16 protein-coding genes and 1 tRNA gene are annotated in these 20,869 nt (G+C 39.9%); 7 read left to right on the top strand and 10 right to left on the bottom strand.

All coding sequences use genetic code 11. The features are described from left to right. The first annotated feature begins 18 nt into the window (after positions 1–18). On the top strand, positions 19–720 hold the full coding sequence (locus tag ACHFIY_RS00855) for a murein L,D-transpeptidase catalytic domain family protein (RefSeq protein ID WP_410844143.1): 702 nt from the start codon (positions 19–21) through the stop codon (positions 718–720). Between the two features lie 222 nt (positions 721–942). Here ACHFIY_RS00855 and ACHFIY_RS00850 read toward each other — a convergent pair whose 3' ends face one another. The 3 genes from ACHFIY_RS00850 to ACHFIY_RS00840 form a co-directional block, all read right to left on the bottom strand. Further along, a complete protein-coding gene (locus ACHFIY_RS00850) occupies positions 943–1,671 on the bottom strand; it encodes a ThuA domain-containing protein (RefSeq protein ID WP_410844142.1) in 729 nt (242 codons plus the stop codon). Positions 1,672–1,757: 86 nt separating this feature from the next. Continuing rightward, the gene (locus ACHFIY_RS00845) at positions 1,758–2,582 is read right to left on the bottom strand and encodes an SAM hydrolase/SAM-dependent halogenase family protein (protein WP_410844141.1); all 825 of its coding nucleotides are present in this window, start codon (positions 2,580–2,582) and stop codon (positions 1,758–1,760) included. Positions 2,583–2,610: 28 nt separating this feature from the next. Next, positions 2,611–3,417: an SDR family oxidoreductase gene (locus tag ACHFIY_RS00840; protein ID WP_410844140.1), complete on the bottom strand. Its 807-nt coding sequence runs from the start codon at positions 3,415–3,417 to the stop codon at positions 2,611–2,613. A 166-nt stretch (positions 3,418–3,583) separates the two neighbouring features. Here ACHFIY_RS00840 and ACHFIY_RS00835 point away from each other — a divergent pair. Next, positions 3,584–3,656 (top strand) — tRNA-Lys (locus ACHFIY_RS00835). A 174-nt stretch (positions 3,657–3,830) separates the two neighbouring features. Here the strand turns inward: ACHFIY_RS00835 and apaG are convergent. Then, positions 3,831–4,217, bottom strand: coding sequence for a Co2+/Mg2+ efflux protein ApaG (gene apaG, locus ACHFIY_RS00830; protein ID WP_410844139.1), 387 nt, complete (start codon positions 4,215–4,217; stop codon positions 3,831–3,833). Positions 4,218–4,747: 530 nt separating this feature from the next. On the opposite strand from apaG, the gene ACHFIY_RS00825 reads away from it, so the two are divergent. Further along, positions 4,748–5,395 carry a J domain-containing protein gene (locus tag ACHFIY_RS00825; RefSeq protein WP_410844138.1) on the top strand — a complete coding sequence of 216 codons (648 nt, stop codon included), beginning with the start codon at positions 4,748–4,750 and terminating at the stop codon, positions 5,393–5,395. 3 nt (positions 5,396–5,398) lie between these two features. Here ACHFIY_RS00825 and ACHFIY_RS00820 read toward each other — a convergent pair whose 3' ends face one another. Beyond that, positions 5,399–6,151 (bottom strand): PP2C family protein-serine/threonine phosphatase, encoded by a 753-nt coding sequence (locus tag ACHFIY_RS00820; protein WP_410844137.1) that lies wholly within the window; start codon positions 6,149–6,151, stop codon positions 5,399–5,401. Between the two features lie 190 nt (positions 6,152–6,341). Between ACHFIY_RS00820 and ACHFIY_RS00815 the strand changes: the two genes are divergently transcribed. From ACHFIY_RS00815 to ACHFIY_RS00805, 3 genes are all read left to right on the top strand, one after another. Beyond that, a complete protein-coding gene (locus ACHFIY_RS00815; RefSeq protein ID WP_410844136.1) occupies positions 6,342–7,826 on the top strand; it encodes a redoxin domain-containing protein in 1,485 nt (494 codons plus the stop codon). Between the two features lie 164 nt (positions 7,827–7,990). Next, positions 7,991–9,907, top strand: a complete 1,917-nt coding sequence (locus tag ACHFIY_RS00810; protein WP_410844135.1) for a foldase protein PrsA — start codon at positions 7,991–7,993, stop codon at positions 9,905–9,907. 279 nt (positions 9,908–10,186) lie between these two features. Continuing rightward, the gene (locus tag ACHFIY_RS00805; protein WP_410844134.1) at positions 10,187–13,435 is read left to right on the top strand and encodes a TonB-dependent receptor; all 3,249 of its coding nucleotides are present in this window, start codon (positions 10,187–10,189) and stop codon (positions 13,433–13,435) included. An 88-nt stretch (positions 13,436–13,523) separates the two neighbouring features. Here the strand turns inward: ACHFIY_RS00805 and ACHFIY_RS00800 are convergent, their stop codons facing one another. The 4 genes from ACHFIY_RS00800 to ACHFIY_RS00785 are packed head-to-tail and all read right to left on the bottom strand — an operon-like array spanning position 13,524 to position 19,110. Then, on the bottom strand, positions 13,524–14,924 hold the full coding sequence (locus ACHFIY_RS00800) for a hypothetical protein (RefSeq protein WP_410844133.1): 1,401 nt from the start codon (positions 14,922–14,924) through the stop codon (positions 13,524–13,526). Next, the gene (locus ACHFIY_RS00795; RefSeq protein ID WP_410844132.1) at positions 14,914–15,468 is read right to left on the bottom strand and encodes an RNA polymerase sigma factor; all 555 of its coding nucleotides are present in this window, start codon (positions 15,466–15,468) and stop codon (positions 14,914–14,916) included. The genes ACHFIY_RS00800 and ACHFIY_RS00795 overlap by 11 nt, the downstream gene beginning before the upstream one ends. Positions 15,469–15,473: 5 nt before the next feature. Continuing rightward, positions 15,474–16,475, bottom strand: a complete 1,002-nt coding sequence (locus ACHFIY_RS00790) for a hypothetical protein (RefSeq protein ID WP_410844131.1) — start codon at positions 16,473–16,475, stop codon at positions 15,474–15,476. Between the two features lie 19 nt (positions 16,476–16,494). After that, positions 16,495–19,110, bottom strand: a complete 2,616-nt coding sequence (locus ACHFIY_RS00785; protein WP_410844130.1) for a DUF7619 domain-containing protein — start codon at positions 19,108–19,110, stop codon at positions 16,495–16,497. 414 nt (positions 19,111–19,524) lie between these two features. Between ACHFIY_RS00785 and ACHFIY_RS00780 the strand changes: the two genes are divergently transcribed. Then, complete coding sequence (locus ACHFIY_RS00780) at positions 19,525–19,788, top strand: hypothetical protein (RefSeq protein ID WP_410844129.1); 264 nt, start codon at positions 19,525–19,527, stop codon at positions 19,786–19,788. Positions 19,789–19,809: 21 nt separating this feature from the next. Here the strand turns inward: ACHFIY_RS00780 and ACHFIY_RS00775 are convergent, their stop codons facing one another. Further along, positions 19,810–20,070, bottom strand: a complete 261-nt coding sequence (locus tag ACHFIY_RS00775; RefSeq protein ID WP_410844128.1) for a hypothetical protein — start codon at positions 20,068–20,070, stop codon at positions 19,810–19,812. Positions 20,071–20,869 lie beyond the last annotated feature (799 nt).

Here is a 20,869-nt window from a genome sequence, read left to right as displayed (position 1 = left end):
ACTTATAAATTAAAGATTATGCGGTACTTTTTTTCAAAAAAAAGGCATTTAGCCCTCCCTTTTCTGTTGTTTTTTGCTACGCCTAGTTTCTCGAAAGCAAAAGTGAGCAAGGCGGCTATTGGCTCAATAGCTGAGAAAAAGAGTTTGTATAATCAACTGAACCTTGCAGCCTTGGGCTTGAAGCAGGAAATTTTTGAAAAGGCATTGGCTGGATGGGATGTTTTGTATTGCCACCAAAGCCTGCAAAAAGCAGGGTTGCTTTCCATTGCCGATATGTCGCAGTCGTCCAATTCCAAAAGGCTGTACATTATAGACATGGAAAAGAAAATAGTATTGTTTAATACTTATGTGGCGCATGGCCGCAACTCGGGCGAAGAATTTGCAAAATCTTTTGCCAACAAAGCCAATTCTTTTAAATCGAGCCTTGGTTTTTATATTACTGGCGATACATACCAAGGTGCCCACGGCCTTTCTTTAAGATTAAAAGGAATAGAAAAAGGGATTAACGATGGCGCAGAGCAACGGGGCATCGTGATACATGGTGCGCCTTATGTAAGTGAATCGTTTATTAAACAATGTGGCAGGCTAGGCAGGAGCCAAGGCTGCCCTGCTGTTCCGCAGGAGCTGTGTACGCCTATCGTAAACCATATAAAGCAAGGTTCTTGCTTTTATATGTATTACCCCGACAAAAACTATTTCAAGCATACTTCAATGGGCTAATACTCCTTCCACGGTTTCACTATTGTTTAACCCTTTCAGGGTTTTTAGCAAAATAAGCTACTCGCCACATCGAATAGGATTTTTTAGCGACGAAGGCACAAAAGTATTCTTCTTACTTTTCTTTTTATTTCCTTAAAACTTTGTGCCCCTTTGTGTCTTAGTGCATTCGTGGCAGATTTACCAAACTTGCACCTGAGTAGTATCCTATTTTTTAAATATTGTTTACTCTATTTTCATTGCCCATTTTATGCCGCCTAGTAAATGCTGTAGGAAGTATTTATCGGTATAGCATTCATCGGTATGCCCCAAAGCAGTTTGAAATACCCTTGCTTTTTTTACTTGGCCATACCAAGCAATAGGGTGTTTGCCCATAGTGCCACCACTATAAGAACTTTCTTTTACTTCCATTAAAACATGGAAATTAGCTGGCAAAGGGGCTGCAAAATTGTATATCTCATCAAAATGTTGCCATTCCCTTGGCAAATATTTGGTTGATGGATGGGTGCTGTCAACCACTAAATATGTTGCATTTTGTTGCTTGGGATGGTTTTTAAACGCTGCCCCAACCATGCCCATGTACCAAGGCCAGTTTTTTTCAACGTCTGTGCCTGTATGTATGCTCACAAAAGCCCCTCCCTTTTCCATGTATTTTTGAAAAGCTTGCTCCTCTGCCTCGCCAAATATTTTGCCGGTTGCAAATACAAATAAAATGGCATTGTATTTCTTGAGTGCCTTGTAATTGCTAAAAGCTAGTGAGTCTTCCGTGAATGTTATTTCCCAGTTATTCTCTTTTGCCATTGCGGTTAAAGCGGCTGTTGCAGCAGGCATGGCCTTGTGCCTAAAGCCATTTGTTTTGGTGCAAGCAAGTATTTTTATGGGTTGTGCCAATAAGGGTAGGCAACCCATGGCAGTTATAAGTAAAAAGGAAAAAATACTAATAGCTATTTTCATATTTAACCCACGAGGGTTTTGAAGCTGGCTTTTTTTCTTTTCTTCTTCGTGCCACTTTGAGCCTTCGAGCCTTTGTGGCAAAAAAACTAGCCTTGAAAAAAAATCTTTACTGTTTGGTAAAACCATTTATTCTGCGATGCCATGCCTACTTTGTTCATTTTTTCGTTGTACCGCTGCAAGCCAAACAAGCCTGCAATATTGCCTTTGTTGATGGCAATTTCCAAGTATCCTGCCGAGTTGAACCAAGCAAGTTTTTCGCCTTCCTGTATAGCCGCATAGTCGTTGCTAATGGCTGTTATCTGCTCATCGCGTGTAAATAAAATACTAAAAGCCCTGCCATTGCACTGCTCTTCAAATTCTTCCTTGGTAATATTGATAACTACGTTCTCAAAATTATCGATAAACAAGATTTGCCCTTCCATCCAGTCGGGTCCAATGGTGGCTTTCAAAGGATATTTTTCCAGTATATCAATTGATGTTTCCGTATCCACGGCAAAACTGGCATTTTGAACTATTTCTTCAATTGCTTTTGCTATAATGTAAGTCCTTGCCAATAGCGTATGCTGCCCATGCAAAGGCAAGCGGGCTATTTCATTAGGCTTCTCGCCAGTAATCATGGTTAAAATGCCATTGTCGGGGCAAATAATGTATTGCCCTTTGTGCCGGGCTATAAGCAAATGATTTACTGTGGTGTCGAAAAAATTGAGGATAACAATATGGAAAGTTAGTGGCGGGTAGTACTTAAATGCGTTGGAACAAATATAAGCCGCCTGTGGGTAATTGGTTTGCGACATATAATGTGTAATGTCCACAATATTAAACCCGCTGTTTTGCGATAGCAACTGCCCTTTAATAGCCCCAACAAGGTAATCTTGCTGCCCTATATCGGATGTGAGTGTTATGATTGCCATGTAAAGTAAGTGGGGTTGAAAAGAAAGATTATTTTACTAATTCGCCATTTTTATAAAAGAAATTCCGCACTAGCTTATCGGCAAAAGCTGGGAAAAATTTGTTCATAAAAACGGTTCGCTTGCCCGTAGCAGTTAATACAAGCGTTCGCTTCCTTTTTTCAAGGGCTTCAATAATATGCTGGGCACATTCCTCTGCTGTCATCATCTCTCCTTCTTCCATCGTGCTTTCGCCTTGGGGAAGGCCATCTTCGTTTAGTGCTGCATTGCGTATGTTAGACGCTGTAAAGCCTGGGCTTACCCACATTACATGCACGCCAGTATCCAGTAATTCTGTCCTGATTGCTTCCATCCATCCATTTAGGGCAAACTTGCTGGCAGAGTATCCAGAACGGCCGGGCAAGCCTCGCACGCCTGCAATGGAAGATATGCTAATGATAGACCCTTTTGCCTCGGTAATGCTGGGCAATGCAAACTTGGTGCAGTAAACGCTGCCCCAGAAATTTACGTCCATCACCTTCCGCAAAGCATCCAGCGATACTTCACTAAATAAAGCCCGCATGGAAATACCTGCGTTATTTATTAAAATATCTATTTGACCAAAGTTTTGCAAAACCGTGTCGATAAAGTTTTTGCATTCATTTTCCTTGCTTATGTCGGTAGCCAGTATCAACAGCGGCTTCCCAGCATGTGTGGCCTGTATTTGGTACAGCTTGTCGTAATTGCGGCCGCAAGTGGCAACTTTTGCACCCATTTTTAAAAACGCATCCACCAAGGCCCGACCTATGCCATCGCTGCCCCCTGTGATAACCACTACCTTATTGCTGAACAAAGACATAACTTTTAAAATTGCGAAGCAAATGTAAGCCTACAAAGCAGGATTGCCGATACCTGAAAAAAATAATGTTGTTTTTTAAATTAAATTTGGCTGGGAATGGATTTCCCTTATTTTTGCACTCCCAAAACGATACGGGTTCGCCCAAGTCGAAACAAAAAAGGGTGAAGATTTCGTAGCTCAGCTGGTAGAGCACATCACTTTTAATGATGGGGTCTTGGGTTCGAATCCCAACGGAATCACGCTTTAAATGAAGGAAGCCTTGTAAATCAATGATTTGCGGGGCTTTTTCTTTTGGGGGTAAACATAGGGTGAATAATTGTCAACCTGCTAATATGCACCCCTTAATTGCTAATTTATTATTTGTTTTGTGCTTCTTTGTGTTTTTGTGCCTTTGTATAAAAAGCGGCAAATAATTAATTGAATTTGCTGGGGGCAATCATTTCAAACGGGGGTATCAATACTTTAAATTGCTGCCTGTTATTTTGGTTTTCCATGAAATAAGTGCCGTGCATCCTGCCCATCTCGGTGCGTAAATTGCAGCCGCTGGTATATTGAAACTGCTCGCCAGGCTCAATAAAAGGTTGCAAACCTACTACTCCTTCCCCTTCTACTTCCTTGTATTCGCCATTGCTGTCGAAAATAAACCACTGGCGTTTCAGCAGCTTAATGCTGAATGTGTTGTGGTTCTCGATAGTGATGCGGTAGGCAAACATATATTCGTTGTTTAGCGGGTTGCTATAGCCCGGCTGATAGAAAATTTCTACAGTTACAGATACGCCGGCTGAAATTTTTGAAACCATTTGCATTGCAGATTTGGCTAAAGGTAATTATTGATTTATTACAAAAGTTATATTGTAGTATTTTCTATATTTAATCAATTGTGTGCATATTTTTTTTCACGCTTATGCGGCTTGTCGCAGCGTTGCCAACCTTCATGCGGGCCGGAAAAAAATTATCCACTCAATGAATAGAAAGTTAACTGGCATTTCACAATATCATTTACGTATTTAACTAACCTAAAGTTGCTTCTAAGATATTTGCTATTTCTATTGGCTTGTATTTCTACCGGGGCCAGTTATACAGTTTAGAAGCTTACAATTTTATTTCTCAAAAAATAATCAACTATTTTTTTGAAACACTTTTTTTGAAGCACTTTAAAGTGTTTCAAAAAAAGTGTTTCAAAGTTTGTTGTGTGTCAACAATAATTTTGCAAATCGCTGGAACAAAAAAGTAAAACAATCCTTCCTGCTAATTCTAAAAAATTTATGCCACCGAAAAAAGTAAACCAATTTTATACTATCCCTTAATTTCGGCTTTATAAAAATAGAATTTGTTAGCTTCTAATACTTCAAATAATCATTATCAAACCTTGCAGGTAGCCCCCACGGCTACAGGGGAAGCCATTAAAAAGGCTTACCGCAAGCTTGCCTTGCAATACCACCCAGACATTATAGGAGACGATATGCTTGCCACTGAACAATTCAGGCAAATAAAAACGGCCTATGAAACGCTTATAAACCCACAAACAAGACAAAAATACCACTACAAATATTTTTATACCCATTATAAAACCCAGCCTGTTGTTACAGCCGCTTTTATTGCAAGCCAAGCAGAATCGTTGTCGGCATTTGCGGCTGTGCTGGATCCATACAGGGTTGATACTGAAAAGCTACAATGGCAAATACAACAATTGATTAGTGGGCATTATTTGCAAGTGTTGCAGCAGGAACATAACCTAGAGATGAATAAAAAAATAATTGCATCTATACTACGCTGCACCCAATTATTGCCTTTTGATGATGCAACGCAAACCCACCAAATATTACTAACCCTTGCGGGGAATGATGAAGCCACAAAAGCAATAATCAACAAGCAAACGAAACTTCTAAAAAGGATTGGCTACTGGAACAGGTACAAGCTATTGCTGGCACTTGCCATTGCGGTGGGCTTGTGTATTGCAATGTATTTGTTGGTATAAGTACTAATATTTAACATACCTTACTACTGCCATTGATATATTGTCGTGGCCGCCTTGGTTGTTGGCTTCTTTGGCTAGCAACAGGTGCGCATCGGGCAAGGCTATGTATTTTTCAATGCTATCATCAGGCAGTTGGTTGGTAAGCCCATCGGTACATAAAAGAATAATATCATCGTCATGCAGCTTTTGCGTAATGTCTTCAAAATCAAAAAATATCTCTTTCTCGGTGCCAAAGGCATTCAGCAGCACATTTTTTAGCTTGCCATTGTTTACTTTCAGTTCTTCTGGTGAATGGTCCCTTGAAAGGCGGGTTAGCTTGCCCTTCCCATAGCGGTAAACCCTGCTGTCGCCAATATGCAGCAGGAAAAAATGGTTCTCGTAAAATAAAACGCCCGAAAAAGTAGATGCCATGCCTAGCTGTGAGCTATCCTTGTCGCTTTCAGCGCGTATATACTCATTTATTAAGCTTACAACGTTGCCAAGGTATTTTTTTAGGTCATTTGCACGCAAGCCGGGCGGCAGCATAGCAATAGATAGTTGCATTTTTTTTAGCACCGCTTCGCTGGCATAAGCGCCTTTCGTGTGCCCGCCTAGCCCGTCGGCTAACGCAATGAGAAATGAGTAATCGTAAGTATCAAAATCGAAGGCATAGCTTTTCGCGGCATCACGGAGGCAGTCGTTGCCCACTAGTACCATGTCCTCATTTGCATGGGGTATGCTCCCTTTGTCTGATATGGCATCAATAATAAGCCTCATCGTTTTATCAAGCAACGCTTTTATCCAGCCATAATTGGCTATGGGTGCGAAAATAGTTGTTCTTTTTCATTCGTTATCTCCCGATTAAATGTTAATTATTTTCCACCAATACCCAAATGAACTATATACACTGTTTTACCAACAAATTCTATTACTTACATTTACAGCGTATTTTTATTGAATAGAAACTATGAAGCATTTTGCAAACATTATTGTACTGTTACTGATAGCAACGCATTCTTTTGAACAAGTAAAAAAGCCCGTAGCCAAAGCAACTGCTGCCCCTAGTAGTGGCAGCCATATTGCCATTACCTTGAAGCCATATAAAAATATTTGGGTATATATTGGCAGTTATTATGGAAAAGGAAAAACATTGGTTGATTCTGCTTTTTTGGATGAGAACAGCAAAGGCGTGTTTAAGCCTGCAAAAAAATATACGCCGGGCATTTACTTTGTGGTATCGCCAACATACAGCATTTTATTTGAGTTGCTGATGGACGAAAAGCAACAATTCTCAATAGATGCCGACACACTGAAAAAAGACAACCCTGTGATAACTGGCTCCATGGAAAACGACTTATTTAAAAGCTATTCTGAGTACTCGGTGGAAAAAGGCAAAAAAATAAGCGCATTGACAGAGCAATATAAAAAAGCACCTACCAAGGCAGATTCTAGCAAAATAAGGACTGAACTAGTAGAAGAAAATAAATTATTGCAAACCTACCGGGAAGACCTGATAAAGAAAAACCCAAGCTCGCTGCTGGCTACATTGCTAAATGCCATGAAGCAGCCCGACTACCCAGCAATACCTGTGGTAAATGGCAAAGCAGACACGCTATATCCTTACCACCATGTAAAAGACCATTTTTGGGACGATGTGGAGTTTAACGACGACCGTTTGCTACGCACCCCTTTCTTTGAAACCAAGGTAGATACCTACTTTAAAACACTAGTGCCAAACGACCCAGACAGCATTTACAAAGAGGTAAAATATATGTTGCTATTTGCTCGAACAGGCAAGGAAATGTACCCTTACCTGCTTACCAAATTTACCAATAAATACATCAACCCCGAATACATGGGGCAAGACAAAGTATTTATAAAGATTTTTGAAGATTTTTATGCCAAGGGCGATACCACCTACCTAAACGCCGCCAGCCGCAAAACAATTATAGAAAGGGCATACAGCATGATGGCCAACCAACTAGGCAACCCAGCCCCACCATTAGACTTAGTGGATACAGCAGGAAAAATAGCATCGTTGTACAATGTAAAGGGTAAATTTACATTCGTGGTATTTTGGGACCCCACCTGTGGGCATTGCAAGGAAGAATTGCCCCGTATCGATTCTATTTACAAGGCCAGGTGGAAAAGCGTAGGTCTAAAATTGTACAGCGTGAACGTTAGCACAGCCGCAAACACCACGCAGGAACTAAAGAAATTTGTAAACGATAAGAAATTAGATACCGATTGGCTATACACATCGCAAACAAAGGAAGCAAGAGAGGCCGAGCAAGCAGCAGGGCAGCCCAATTTCAGGCAGTTGTACGATGTATATAAAACGCCCACCATGTACTTGCTAGATGAGCAAAAGCATATTATTGCAAAGCAATTGAGCATTGAGCAATTCAACGATATTATAACGGCAAAAATAAAATCGAACGCTAAGAAATAGGTTAATACTCACCATATATGCACATAGGAGACATAGCTAAAAAGGAGTAAAAAACTATGTTCGCTCTCTTTTTACTCGCTTAAATCTATGTGTGCTATGTGCCTATGTGGTGAGAGAAACAACGCAAAAATTAAACAAACTGTTTTCCCAACATCATTTAACTTATGAAGCATTATTTACTATTGGTTGGCGCCCTTCTTTCTGCCAACGCATTGTTATTCAGCCAAACCCTTTTTACTTATGGCAACAATACCGTGAGCAAGCAAGCGTTTTTAACCGCATTCAATAAAAACCCACCTAAGAGTACAGAAAGGAGGAAAGCTTTGGACGAATACCTTGGCTTGTACATCAACTACAAACTGAAAGTGCAGGCTGGCTATGATGAGCAACTGGAAAAGCAACCTTCTTTTGAGCAGGAAAGCAAAAACTTCAGGAAGCAAATAGCCGATAATATCATTAATGAGGAAGTGGGGATTAAAGCCCTAGTGGACGAAGCCATGGCACGCAGCCAGAAAGATATACATGCGGCACAGGTTTTTGTAGAAATACCAAAAGGCGGCGACACTGCAAAAGCCCTGCAGCAAATACAAGCCGCATACACAGCTTTGCAAGCGGGCAAGCCTTTTGAAACCGTGGCAGCAACTTTTTCATCTGACGATGCGACCAAGAAAAGCAAGGGGGACTTGGGCTTTATAACCGCTTTTACATTGAGCTATCCAATTGAAAATGAAATATATGGGTTAAAACCCGGCAGCTATTCCAAGCCATTCAAAAGCAGTTTTGGCTACCATATTTTTAAGAACATAGGCGAGCGTGCGGCCCTTGGCAAAAGAAAAATTGCCCAGATATTGATAGCAACGCCACCTGGGGCTGGCGATGCCGAGAAGAAAAAATATTTGTCGCTGGCCGATAGCATTTACCAGTTAATTGTAAAAGGCGGCTCTTTCGAGAAACTGGCTGCGCAATACAGCAACGAATACAAGACTGCCAATGTTGGAGGTGTAGTGGGCGATATTGGCGTAGGGCAATACGATGCACCTTACGAAAACAAAGTATTCTCCATCCAAAAAGTAGATGAGGTAACCAAGCCATTTGCTACGGAGTTTGGCTACCATATTATTAAATTACTGGAGAAAAAGCCTGTTACCAAAGACATAACAGATGCTGCCGCACTGGCCGCCATGAAACTACAGGTAGAAAAAGACGAGCGCCTGGCCATCAGCAAAAAGAAACTGATAGCCAAATGGCTGGTGCTTACCAAATACAAACCTGGCGTTTATGATGCACAGGCATTTAAAACATATACCGATAGCAACCTGCAAGGCAAAATAACCAACGGCATTAAAAACATCAGTGATACTACCGTAATCTTTTCTTTTGAGAAGAAGAAAGTACGTGCGGCTGACTGGGCAGTTTATGCCACCAAAACCCTTTTCCAGACAGCGTTGGACTATGGCCCTGCCTTAAAAACATTTGTAGAAAATTGCTGCACAGAATATTATACAGAAAACCTGGAATTTTATAACCAAGCCATGCGCGACCAATGCAAGGAATTTGACGAGGCCAACCTGCTGTTTGCCGCCATGGACAAGCATGTATGGGGCAAAGCTGGTGAAGATGTGGAGGGATTGAAAAAATACTACAGCCAGCACAAGGAAAAATACCAATGGCAGCCAAGCGTGAGCGCGCTGGTGGTAAGCTGTAAAACAAAAGAATCCGCAGCGGAAGTAGCTGCCAAAATAAAACAAAACCCGCAAGAATGGCATACACTTAGCAACAGCTACGGCGGCGATGCAAATGCAGACAGTGGTCGGTATGAGCTTACGCAACTGCCCCTGAAACAGCCCATAGAAAACAAGGCTGGCTACATAAGCACGCCAGAAAAAAACAGCAACGACGATTCTTATACCTTTGTATATATACTAGAAACGCACCCGCAAAAAGAGCAACGCAGCTTTGACGATGCCAAGGGCATGGTGATAAATGATTACCAGCAAGTATTGGAACAACAGTGGATAGCCATTTTGAAAAAGCAATACCCCGTAACCGTGAACCAAGGTACTTGGAAGACGGTGAATTGAGTGAGTAGTGGTGAGTAAGGCATACGGCAATGGTTGTATGCCTTATTTTATTTAAAGGGTTATTTTAAATAATATTCTCAAATCTCCTAAAAAATTTAAATCAGTAATTTTCATTCTTTTCCTCTAATTAATGCAGAACATCCTATCAAAAACTATAAAAAAGAAAGATAAAAAACCAAGTAATTACATTTAATACATATAAAATAATCTTGCTACGATTGTTAACAATTTGGTAATATGCTACGTATATGTTTGCGGCCTAAACATAAATGTTAGGATATGAAGAAAAATTTTTTACTCCTGTTGCAAATCATTGTTGCAGTGTGTATTTCGGTTGCCAGCTTTGCACAAGAAACTACCGCAACTTTGGGTGGTCAAGTTACCGACAGCAAAGGGGGATTAATCAGCGGTGTTACCGTGTCGGTTAAACACGTCCCAACTGGGTTTACTACCCAAACCCAAACCAACAATAAAGGATTGTTTTATGTATCTAACCTACAATCTGGTGGGCCATACACAGTCACCTTTACTTATGTGGGTCGTAAAACAGAAAAAAGAGAAGATTATAATTTATCACTAGGCTCAAATTCTTTAAGCATCCGTTTACTGGATGAATCAAGTAATTTGAATGAAGTGGTTGTAAAAACCAAGACAGGAAATTTAAAAACAGGTACTGGTGTTCAAATTGGGGAAAGGCAAATCAAAACAATGCCCACCATCAATAGGAGCCTGCAAGATGTAACACGTGTTACACCACAAAGTAATAATAACTCATTTGCAGGTACTAATTTTCGTTATAATAACGTAACTGTAGATGGTGCAATCAATAACGATGCTATTGGTTTTAGCCCATCTTTGGGTGGCCAAAGCGGTGTATCTGGCCAGCCGGGCAGCAGCACCCGTACAAATCCTTTTTCATTAGATGCCATTCAGGATGTGCAAGTATATATTGCCCCTTATGATGTAAAGATTGGCAACTTCTTAGGTGGTAGTGTAAACGCAGTAACCCGTAGTGGTACTAATGAATTGCACGGATCGGCTTATGCTTTTGGTCGCTCACCATTTATGGTTGGAAAAAACAACGCACCTGCTAATGCTGGTGGTGATAAAAGCAAAGAACCCTTGGATTTTTATGATTACCAAACAGGAGTTCGTTTTGGATTTCCTATTTTAAAAAACAAATTGTTTTTCTTTACTAATGAGGAAATTTCACACAGGGTAGATCCTGTTATTTCGGGAGCTGGCTCTACTGCAAGCAGCATTATTTCGCTACAGCAAGCCCAACAAATTGCCGATACAATGAAGGCTTGGGGAGCTGGTGATGTAGGTGCTTATGGCAACACCACTATTTATTCTAAGTCAACCAAGTTGTTCAATCGTTTGGATTGGGTTATTAATGACAAAAACAGGTTGTCTATCAGAAACAATACGGTGTTTTCTGAAGCTACTAACTTGGAGCGTGATAATGCTAACTTTCGCTTTGGAGGGATTGATTTTAAACAAACCAACAATCAATCATCTACCGTTGCAGAGTTGAAAAGTAAATTTTCCAATTCAGTTTCTAATAGTTTGATTGTAGGTTATTCAAACATCCATGATTATAGGGACCCACTTTCTAACCCAGCTTTGCCGCAAATTCAAATAAAATCAAACGGGGGGGTAATTTATTTGGGTACTGACCGTGAAGGTTCTATTTTTAACATGAAGCAAAAAACTTTTGAATTTACGGATAATGTAACCATCGTGAAAGGCAATAATACCTTCACTTTTGGTACGCACAATGAGCTTTACAACATTACTTATGGCTTTGTAAACAGTTGGAATGGCCGGGTAGATTACAATAGTGTAACAGATTTCTTAAATAACAATCCTGCCCGTGTACGTACAAACTTTAATTATAGTGACAATACAAGGGATGGCATTATGGCAAACCCGCCTGCTAAGTTTAAAGTGAACATGTACAGCGTGTATGGAGAGGATGAAATAAGGCTTGGTAAATTGAAAATCACACCCGGTCTTCGTGTAGATTTGGCTCAGATGCCAAACAAACAACCTTTGAGCAATAAAACAACAGGCGCGCCTGGGGATGCATACTATGGTACAAGCTACACCTACACCAAACCAAAAGACATTCAAAACGACTTTTTGGGCAAAGCGCAGATTTCACCTCGTTTAGGGTTCAACTACGATGTGAATGGCAATCAAAGCTTTATTATTAGGGGTGGAACTGGCTTATTCACTGGTCGTATCCCATTTGCATGGTTGGGTTATGCTTATTATAACAACGGTGTTACTTATGGTGCGTATGACAACAGAAGCAGTACAACACCATTTAAACCAGGCACAAATCCTGTGAAAGACGCAATTAACAATGGCAATATTGGCGAAGCAGGCTTTGTAAAAGCACAAGGTTTACCTGTAAATGATGCTACAGGTGCTACACAGGTAGATTTGATTGACAATAACTTTAAAATGCCACAAGCATGGAGAAGCAGCCTTGCTTTCGACTACACTACACCTAGCAAATGGAAATTTACGATAGAGGGTATATATACCAAAGTAGTTGAAGATTTGAAATTTCAGCAAATAAACTATATTGACACGCCAAAATATTTGATTTATGATGTGAATCACTTACAACCTATTTATTCTGGAAAGAAAATTAATTCTAAATATACCAATGCTTATTTGTTGTCCAACACAGATCAAGGATACCGTTACAGTATCACGGCACAGGTAAGCAAAGCATTTGATTTTGGATTGACTGCGATGGTTGCTTACACTTTTGGACATTCAAAAGACATTACCAATGGCATTCGTAACTCTATGGAGTCTAACTGGCAGTTGAATCCTTCATTAAGCCCGAATAACCCAAGCTTGGCTAATTCAAATTTCGACATTCGCAACCGCATCGTTTCCACTATCAACTACCGTCAGGATTGGAACACGAAGGGTAAATATGTGAGCAATTTTGCTTTATTCTTTAGTGCTGCTACTGGTGCACCTTTTACTTATGGTATTGTGAATCCTGGCACAAATATCAACAACACTGGCCAACAACAGAGTTTGATTTATATTCCTAAAAAGGGAGAAACAATCAACTTTTTTGCTGACCAAGCAACATCTGATGCTTTTGATGGGTATGTGGATGGCAACAAATATTTGAGTTCACGCCGAGGCCAATTCACAGAACGCAATGCAGCACACACGCCTTGGAATGTACAGTTGGATTATCGTTTTACGCAAGATATTAACTTTAAAGTAAAAGGTAAACAACACACGTTTACGTTTACTTATGATGTGATTAACTTAACCAACTTAATAAATAAAGATTGGGGCTTGGTTTATTTTTCGCCAAACACCTTCAACTCTATGTCTGATGTAGGCTTAACACAAGTTACACCAGGTTCTCCTACAGTTTATCCAAAATACAAATGGAATCCTGCTGTGTCAACAGTGCCTCCTTATTCAATTGATTTGTTTGCTTCCCGCTTTCAAATGCAAGCAGGTTTAAGGTATAGTTTCTAAAGCATTTATCCTGTAAAAACATCCTATATACACCCATATACAGGGCGGTTGCCAATTTTGGTAGCCGCTTTTTTGTTGTTGGAAGGTGTTACCTCACCTGCCACCTTATAAACAAATTGGTATTCACAGGTGTGCTGTAACGGATACTAGTATTGAACACACTGCCAAGGGCTGCATTCACATTTAGCCCTATTTCTATTTTCTTGAATTGGTAGCCAGCATCAAATTTACCAAGCAAATAATGCGACTGCACACTATTCCACTCCTTGCTTGCTTTGTCTATCCCATATAGGCTGTCTTGTGTTATTTGGGTATTGTTTTTGGTTATTTTGTTCTGCAGCAATGCACCCTGCAGCCAATTGCTGCCTATGCCCATCCTTATTTTTATCTTTGACGACAACTGGTATTGATATAGCACCGAGGCTTCAATAGCTATTAACTTATTAAAAGAAGTAGTTTCTGTGTAAACAGTTTCTTGTGGCTTGCTGTTTACAGTTGCACCTTGCTGCGTTGTAACCTTATATTGGTTTGAATTTGCCCTTATATTGTCCAGGTAAAATTGTGCGTATGGGTTAACCTGTAGCAATATGCTATGCTTCGCACCCATTTGTTTGCTTATCCAAAATTGTGGTATTAGAAGGGACAGTGGCTGTTTTTTTGTGTTTATATCCAATAAATTTACATCATCGCTCAAAGGGGCATTAAACTGCAAGCCAAAATGTATTTTATTTTGTTTCTTTTTCGCTGTTTCATTCTTTGCAAGCGCATTGGCAGAATCCGTTTTCCATTTTGTTGAATCAACCAAGTTGTTGTTGCTAGCTATTAATTTGGTTGTATCTTTTTGTGGCAAGCCTTTTCTAACTATACCACTTTTTGCTTTTGTTGTTAAACTATTTGAATTTGTAGCTTCCGTTTCAGCTATAATTTTTTCAGTATTTGTATTGTGCTTGCCCTTTGCTTCATTGGTATTTGCTGCCTTATTATTGCCTGAAGCAAAAGCAAGAGAAGAAAAGGTTGCTACTGTTCCTTGTTTCCCAGCTTCTGCTTCATTTGTTTTTACTAGTTGACCAATATTGCTACGGTTATTTCCTTCACTAACAGCTTTATTATCCAATAGTTTTGAACCTATTGTTTTATTCAGGTTATTATTTTTATCAGCATTAATATTCCTTAACCCTTTTTCTTTTTTAAGTAAATCAATGGCTACTGGCAATGCTAGTGAAGCAACGCTCATACTAGGTTTTGCTAAAACAGTGCTTTGCTTATTGTTATATTGTACTGTGGAATATGAAGAAAGGTTGCTACTATGTATAGCAAACGCACCTCCTATCAAGGCAACGGCAATGATGCCCAGCCAGAAAAAGACAGCCCTTTTCTTCCTTTTTTTACGCCTTGCAGCTTCCTTCTCCAATGCAGGCTGCAAGCCAGCCCATGCCTTTTCAAAAGGCACAAAAGGGGCAGCCTTGTTGTCGTCCATATTATTTTGCATAGCCTCTTGCATTTATATTGTCTTTAAAAATTGTTTTCAGCTTGTTCCGCCCTTCGCTCAAATGCCATTTCACCGTGCCTTCCTGCATGTCTAGGCTACCTGCTATTTCCTTTATCAAAAAACCTTCTATATAAAACAAATTAAAAACTGCCCTTGTGGCCGGGTTAAGCTTTGTTAAAAATGCAAGTATCGTTTCTTCCTTGGCATCTTTAAATGGGTTGATGCTTGTTTCTAATTGCAAATTATACGATAGTTCTTCCGTAGCCATCTGGTTTTTCTTTACCCGCACTAGTGTAATGGCCGCATTGCGTACTATGCTGTATATCCACCCATCTAATGTGCCTTTGGCCGGGTTGTATTTTTCAATATTGTTAAACACCCTTAGCATGCCATTATTCAATGCTGTTACTATATCGTCTTCTTCATCAAAAAACTTATTGCACAGGGCAAACAAAGCAGGGTACAATTGGCGGTACAATTTTTCCTGGCTCAGCCTGTCATACTCAATGCAGCCTTGCAGCAATATATGGATGTCGTCTATCAAATAGGTTATTGCACAGTTAATGGGTAAATGGATACGGCGTTGTTGCTTACCCAATCAAAGTTAAAGCTTCCAGCAGTACTTCGTGTAATAGTGCCCATAATTGTTTTATTGCCAAAGTTGATAGTGAAAGGATGCGTGCCTACGGCCATGCCAGCAAATTTGTTGGTGCAGGTAGCAGGCGTAATATCTGTGCAAGGCGTGGCAGCCATTACCACACCGCCATAGCTTATTGAATATTCGTTGTTGGAACTGTCTGCAATACTTAAAATTTTATCCGTGCTGCATTGGTAATTGTAATTGGTATGTGCCTGCAAAACAAGTGTCTTGTTGCCGCCATTGTCTGTTTCTACAGAAGGGGTAATGATTAGCTTATCGCTAAAGATAAAAGGCACCGTATCTACCGATGCGTCGTTTACAGATCCAGACAACCATATTGTACGGCTTTGTTTTTGGCTGCCAGCCTGAACGGTGATGGTGGCAGTGTTGCCACTAAAAAAACTGAATACTGCCGGGTTCGCAGATGTTATGGCAGTAGCTACGCTGGCACTGCTACCAATTGTCCAACTAAAATTGCTAGACAACGCATTGCTCACAGCAAATGAAACTAGTTCAAGCGGAGCAACATTTACCAGCTTGGAGGCTTTTAAGCTAAACCCTGTGTCGTCGGCATCTTTAAACATTGTGTTTGCAATGGTAACGACATAAGTAGCTTGCTTGTTGGCCGTGCTTGCTATTACATTGTAAACGCCTGCGCTATCAAACAGCAGCGAAGCATATACACCAACTTTGCTAAGGCTGTAATGCTTGTTTGGGGTTACTTGCCAGTTTACAATATCAGTGTTCACGCCATTGTCAAAAGAGAGCAATACAGGTTCTGCACGCTTGATATTGTCTAGCTGTTGCGTGAACAAATTGATTGGCGCATTATCGGTACTGGTTGTTTTTTTACATGCTACCACCATGATAGCTATTGTAAAAAACAATCCCATTTTTAATACCTTTTTCATGTTTGTTTTGTTTATTAGTTTATTCTACTACAAATTTTTTATTTACTATTTTGCCATCCACGGTTGCTATTTGTGCTATGTACACCCCAGGTGCCAAGCTAAAACTCACCTTGTTTTGCTCGGCAAGCATGTCTAGCCCTGCTTTAGTAGCCACAACCTTGCCCATATTGTCTATGATACTTATTTTCGCTATGTTTTTGCCATATATGCATATAAAATCCTTGGCAGGGTTGGGGTAAATGCCAATGCCCAATGGTGTAGGCAAAATACTGATGCTTTTGGTGTCGCTATAGCTGATGGAGCCATCCTTGTCCAGTATTTGCAGGCGGTAGTAGCGTTTGCTGCCTGCTACGCTACTTTTAGCATGCATATCAGTAAATTCATATAAACCATTTCCTTTTGCCAATACTTTTCCAATAGTTGCAAAGCTGTTGCCGTCTATGCTTCTTTGCAAGTTAAAATAAGCGGTATTTATCTCGCTGCTAGTAACCCAAATATTTTCTACGCTATTATCGGCCAATAATTGCAGTTCGTAGCTTGCTATCCTTACAGGCAATACAGGGTTTTTAATAATGGTTGATGCGATATTGGTTAGCACAGGAGTGTTATAATCGAAATAGATAGCTGCCTGGTTATCAATACTGCTGCCAAGCGAAACAGTTGTTTGAGGCTTTACCTTAAAATGCACAAACCCATTGCTTTTCAATTGGTCGGTATTGCTATCTGGCAAATTCACACCCTTAAACTCAAAATAAATGATGCCATTGCCAATGGTAATGGCTGGGTTGTGGCTAAAAGCAACCATTTGCAGCACGCCTTGGTTTAGCAGTTGGCTTAGCGTATCAGCAATCACTATATTTTTTGCGAAGGCAGCCCCAACGTTTTGAAAATGGATAACATAGTCTATATCCGCCCCATTAAACACTTGAGTGCTGCTAAGCTGTGGGGTAGCGTTTTTGCTATTGGGGTCGTAGCTGCTCTTTACAGCAATGGTGTTATTTGCAGCAGCCGTGGCGGTTGCCGATGTTATGGTTGCACTTACTGCTAAGCTATCGCCCAATACCGCTGTTGTTTTTACCTTAAACCTGAAATAAGGGAAATGGAAACCGTAGGTATTTGCATAACTTTCAAAATAGCCTGCATTCAATGTGTCTTGCCAAACAAGGGTATTGCCAGCATGGCTTATAAGTGGCACTGAGGCAGAATCGAACACCAACTTGCTAGTATCGTAAGTAAAACTACCTATAGCATTCAAACTGGTTGTGCCAATATTCCTGTCTGCCACGGCATACAAAATGCGTTCCCCTGGTATGGCAGTTTCCAAAGGGTAAATATGTACAAACAAACTGTCTTTTATTAACGTTGGCTGCAACGCAATATCGGCAAGCGTTAGCGTGCTATTATACCCTGTAAAAGTAACATTATTGGTATCGGGCACAGCCTTGTAAAACCTTGGTGGTTTTGTTACTAGGCTGAAACTGCCCGTGTCAGGTGTGGAAATAATAAATTGCCCAACATTGTTGGTGTAAGCAGATTGCCCGGTGCTTAAAGCAACACGGATATAAGGCAAATAATGCTCGTTTTTGTCTTTAATACCATTGCTGTTATTGTCGCCAAATACTTTGCCTATAATGGTTGGGTAAGCCCTGCATTGATTTGCATTGTTGGTAGGGTTGCATATAGGCATTTGGATAATAGCATTGTCGGTATCTTGTGCTATTTGCAAATTAGCAACTTGGTTGGGTATGCAATGTAAAGTAACACTATCCAATACCAAACTGGCCAGTTTGCCCGGCAATACTGGGAGGCAAGCAAGGCTGCTATTGGCTTTGCATTTTAAATAAACAAGCGAATCGGGCAGGGATGGCAGGTAACTTAATTGATTATTGGCACAATATAAATACCCCAAGCCAGCAGGTAGGTTTGGCAGGCTGGTAAGCTGGTTGCGGTTGCAATATAAATATTTTAAAAAAGCAGGTAATGAGGACAAAGTGGTTAGCTTATTGCCATTACAGCCCAAGTAATTCAAATTGACAGGCAGTGAAGGCAAACTACCTAACTGGTTATTGTTACAAAAAACAAAACTTAAAGAATCGGGCAGGGATGGCAAACTGTCCAGCTGGTTGCCATCGCAAATAAAACTAGCCAGGTTTGTATTTGGCAAAGTGGGGATGCTGGTCAGCGAATCGTCTTGACATTCTAAAAAAACGAGGGAATTGGGCAGGGCAGACAATGTGCTTAGTTTATTGCCTGAGCAATATAAATAACTCAAAGAGGAATTATTTGTAAAGGATGGCAAATTGGCTAATTGATTGTTGGCACAAGCCAGATAGCGTATATTGCCGGGCAAAGCTGGCAAACTTTTTAATTGGTTGTTGCTACAATCTAGGAATTGCAGGTTATCGAAATATTGGATGCCTGTTAAATCTTTTATGAGCAGGTTGTTACAATTCAAAGAATACTCAGTTGTTACACCGCTGCATGTAGTGTCCATCTGCTGCAACGCATTGAAACAAGCAGGGTATTTGCCAACCAGGAAAGCCCTGAAATTGCTGTCTGGTATAGCTGCATACTGCGCCTTGGCAATAGTTGCCAGCAGTATAAAACCAAATAAAAGGGTTGTTATCCTTTTCATGCTACAATTCGTTTAGGGTTACTACCCAGGTATTTTGTGCCACAAAGACTCAAAGGCTCAAAGTAGCACGAAGGAAAGAAGAAAGAAACAAAAGAACCTGCTTTTCTTTAATTGCCTCTAATTTACAAATAGACACTCATAAAAAACATTAGTTTCCATTAGTGCATTTGTGGCAAAATGGATACTTGGCTAATTCCTGCACGGATACTGCATTTTTGCAGGATTAACTACTAATAGCTGTGCTATCGGTGCGCCACCTTGCATCAGTGCAATATCCGGTAGGGAGTAAGGTAGCGATGGTTGCGGCAAAATAAAATCAATGCCATGGTTATAATGCTTCCTCACTAATGAGTTTGTTTTAACCGCAACAAATGATTTCGAGCGCAACAACTGGTTTGCATAATACTATACTCTTTGAAAAATGTAAAAGGTTGGGTTTTGGAAAAATATTTTTTATTTTATTTTTTTCCTCAAAGGAAGGAAGGAGAATTAGGAATTAGGAATATCTTCAAAATAACTTTACTAAAGGAGTTTATTGCAAAAAAAAGGGATGTTTGCACAGTAGCTTCGAGGAGAGAAAGCAGAGAACTAAACGAAGTTGCTTGGTGTTGCTCCTATCCTTTGTATAAATACATAAAAAAAGCCTGCAATAAAAAATGCAGGCTCTTTTTAAGGTAGGTTCTAATAAAATTGTTTCAGCTAGTCATCATAATCCTCGTCTTCATCTTCCTCGTCAAACAGGTTTTCGTACTCTTCCAGTTGTTCTTCTGTCAGTTCGTCCACCAATTCAAACAAATCGTCGCTTTTCTTGCGCCAGTAAGTATTTTCATACTCGTCCAGATTCATTAAAAGCACGCAGGCATCTGTTTCCATTAGTGGCTGCACCAATGAAATTTCATCGCCTTCATTTTCTATCACCAAGTAATAGCTGTTCAGTTCCAAATCAGAATAAGTAGCCATAGGTTTTATTTTAGGTTGTAAAAATACGGCTTAGAAAGTGTACAAAATATTAATTTATGGTGGGGGTGCATTTCAAACCTTCGCTTTTTTATTAGCTGCAGCATAACTAATTGATTGTACTAGACTCCTCGCCCTAAACCCTCCTAGCAAAGGCAATTGAAGCACTAGGTGAATATGTGAAATATTTTTTCTCTTCTTTTTCGTGATTTATTTTTTTTTGCTATTTTACTTTATTGCCCGTAACTCGTTGTTATTCAGCTATTTTTATTTTTTTAAGCCTCATTTTTTATTATAATTTAAGTGAATTTTATGATAATTTATTGATAATGGAATGATAGTTTTATGATAGTAGAATGATAATTTATTGATAAGAAACTGATAAGATTTTGATAGTGGATTATCATTTTCCTAAGCCAACTACCAACGGGTGCTAGAGCTAAAGCAAATGTGGCTAGTTCCTGTTTTAATGTAAAGTTGGCATGGATAGGTATATAGCCCAAAATAAATATCCTATATGGGGGCATAATTCCCCCATGAGCATCCCAAATTTCCCCCATATAGGATTGTACTTTTAAATAGCCCGTAAATTATTCTCAATTTTACAGCAAATGGCTCCTTTGTACACATTAGGCTCCAACCGAACCGGTTCCTTGGCATCGGTCTTTAACCTAGTGGCACTATTTTTAATATCAAAATAAAAAAGTTTTAATATGTTATTTTTATTCAAAAAACAAGCAGAAAGTACGCACAAAATATGCACAAAGTAAGCACAAAACACGCAAAAAGTAGGCACAAAATA

Origin of the sequence: Parasediminibacterium schistidii, assembly GCF_046546515.1 — a bacterium.
GTDB lineage: Bacteria > Bacteroidota > Bacteroidia > Chitinophagales > Chitinophagaceae > Parasediminibacterium.
Note: the sequence above shows the minus strand (reverse complement) of the source record. Positions and strands in the feature narration are given on the sequence as shown.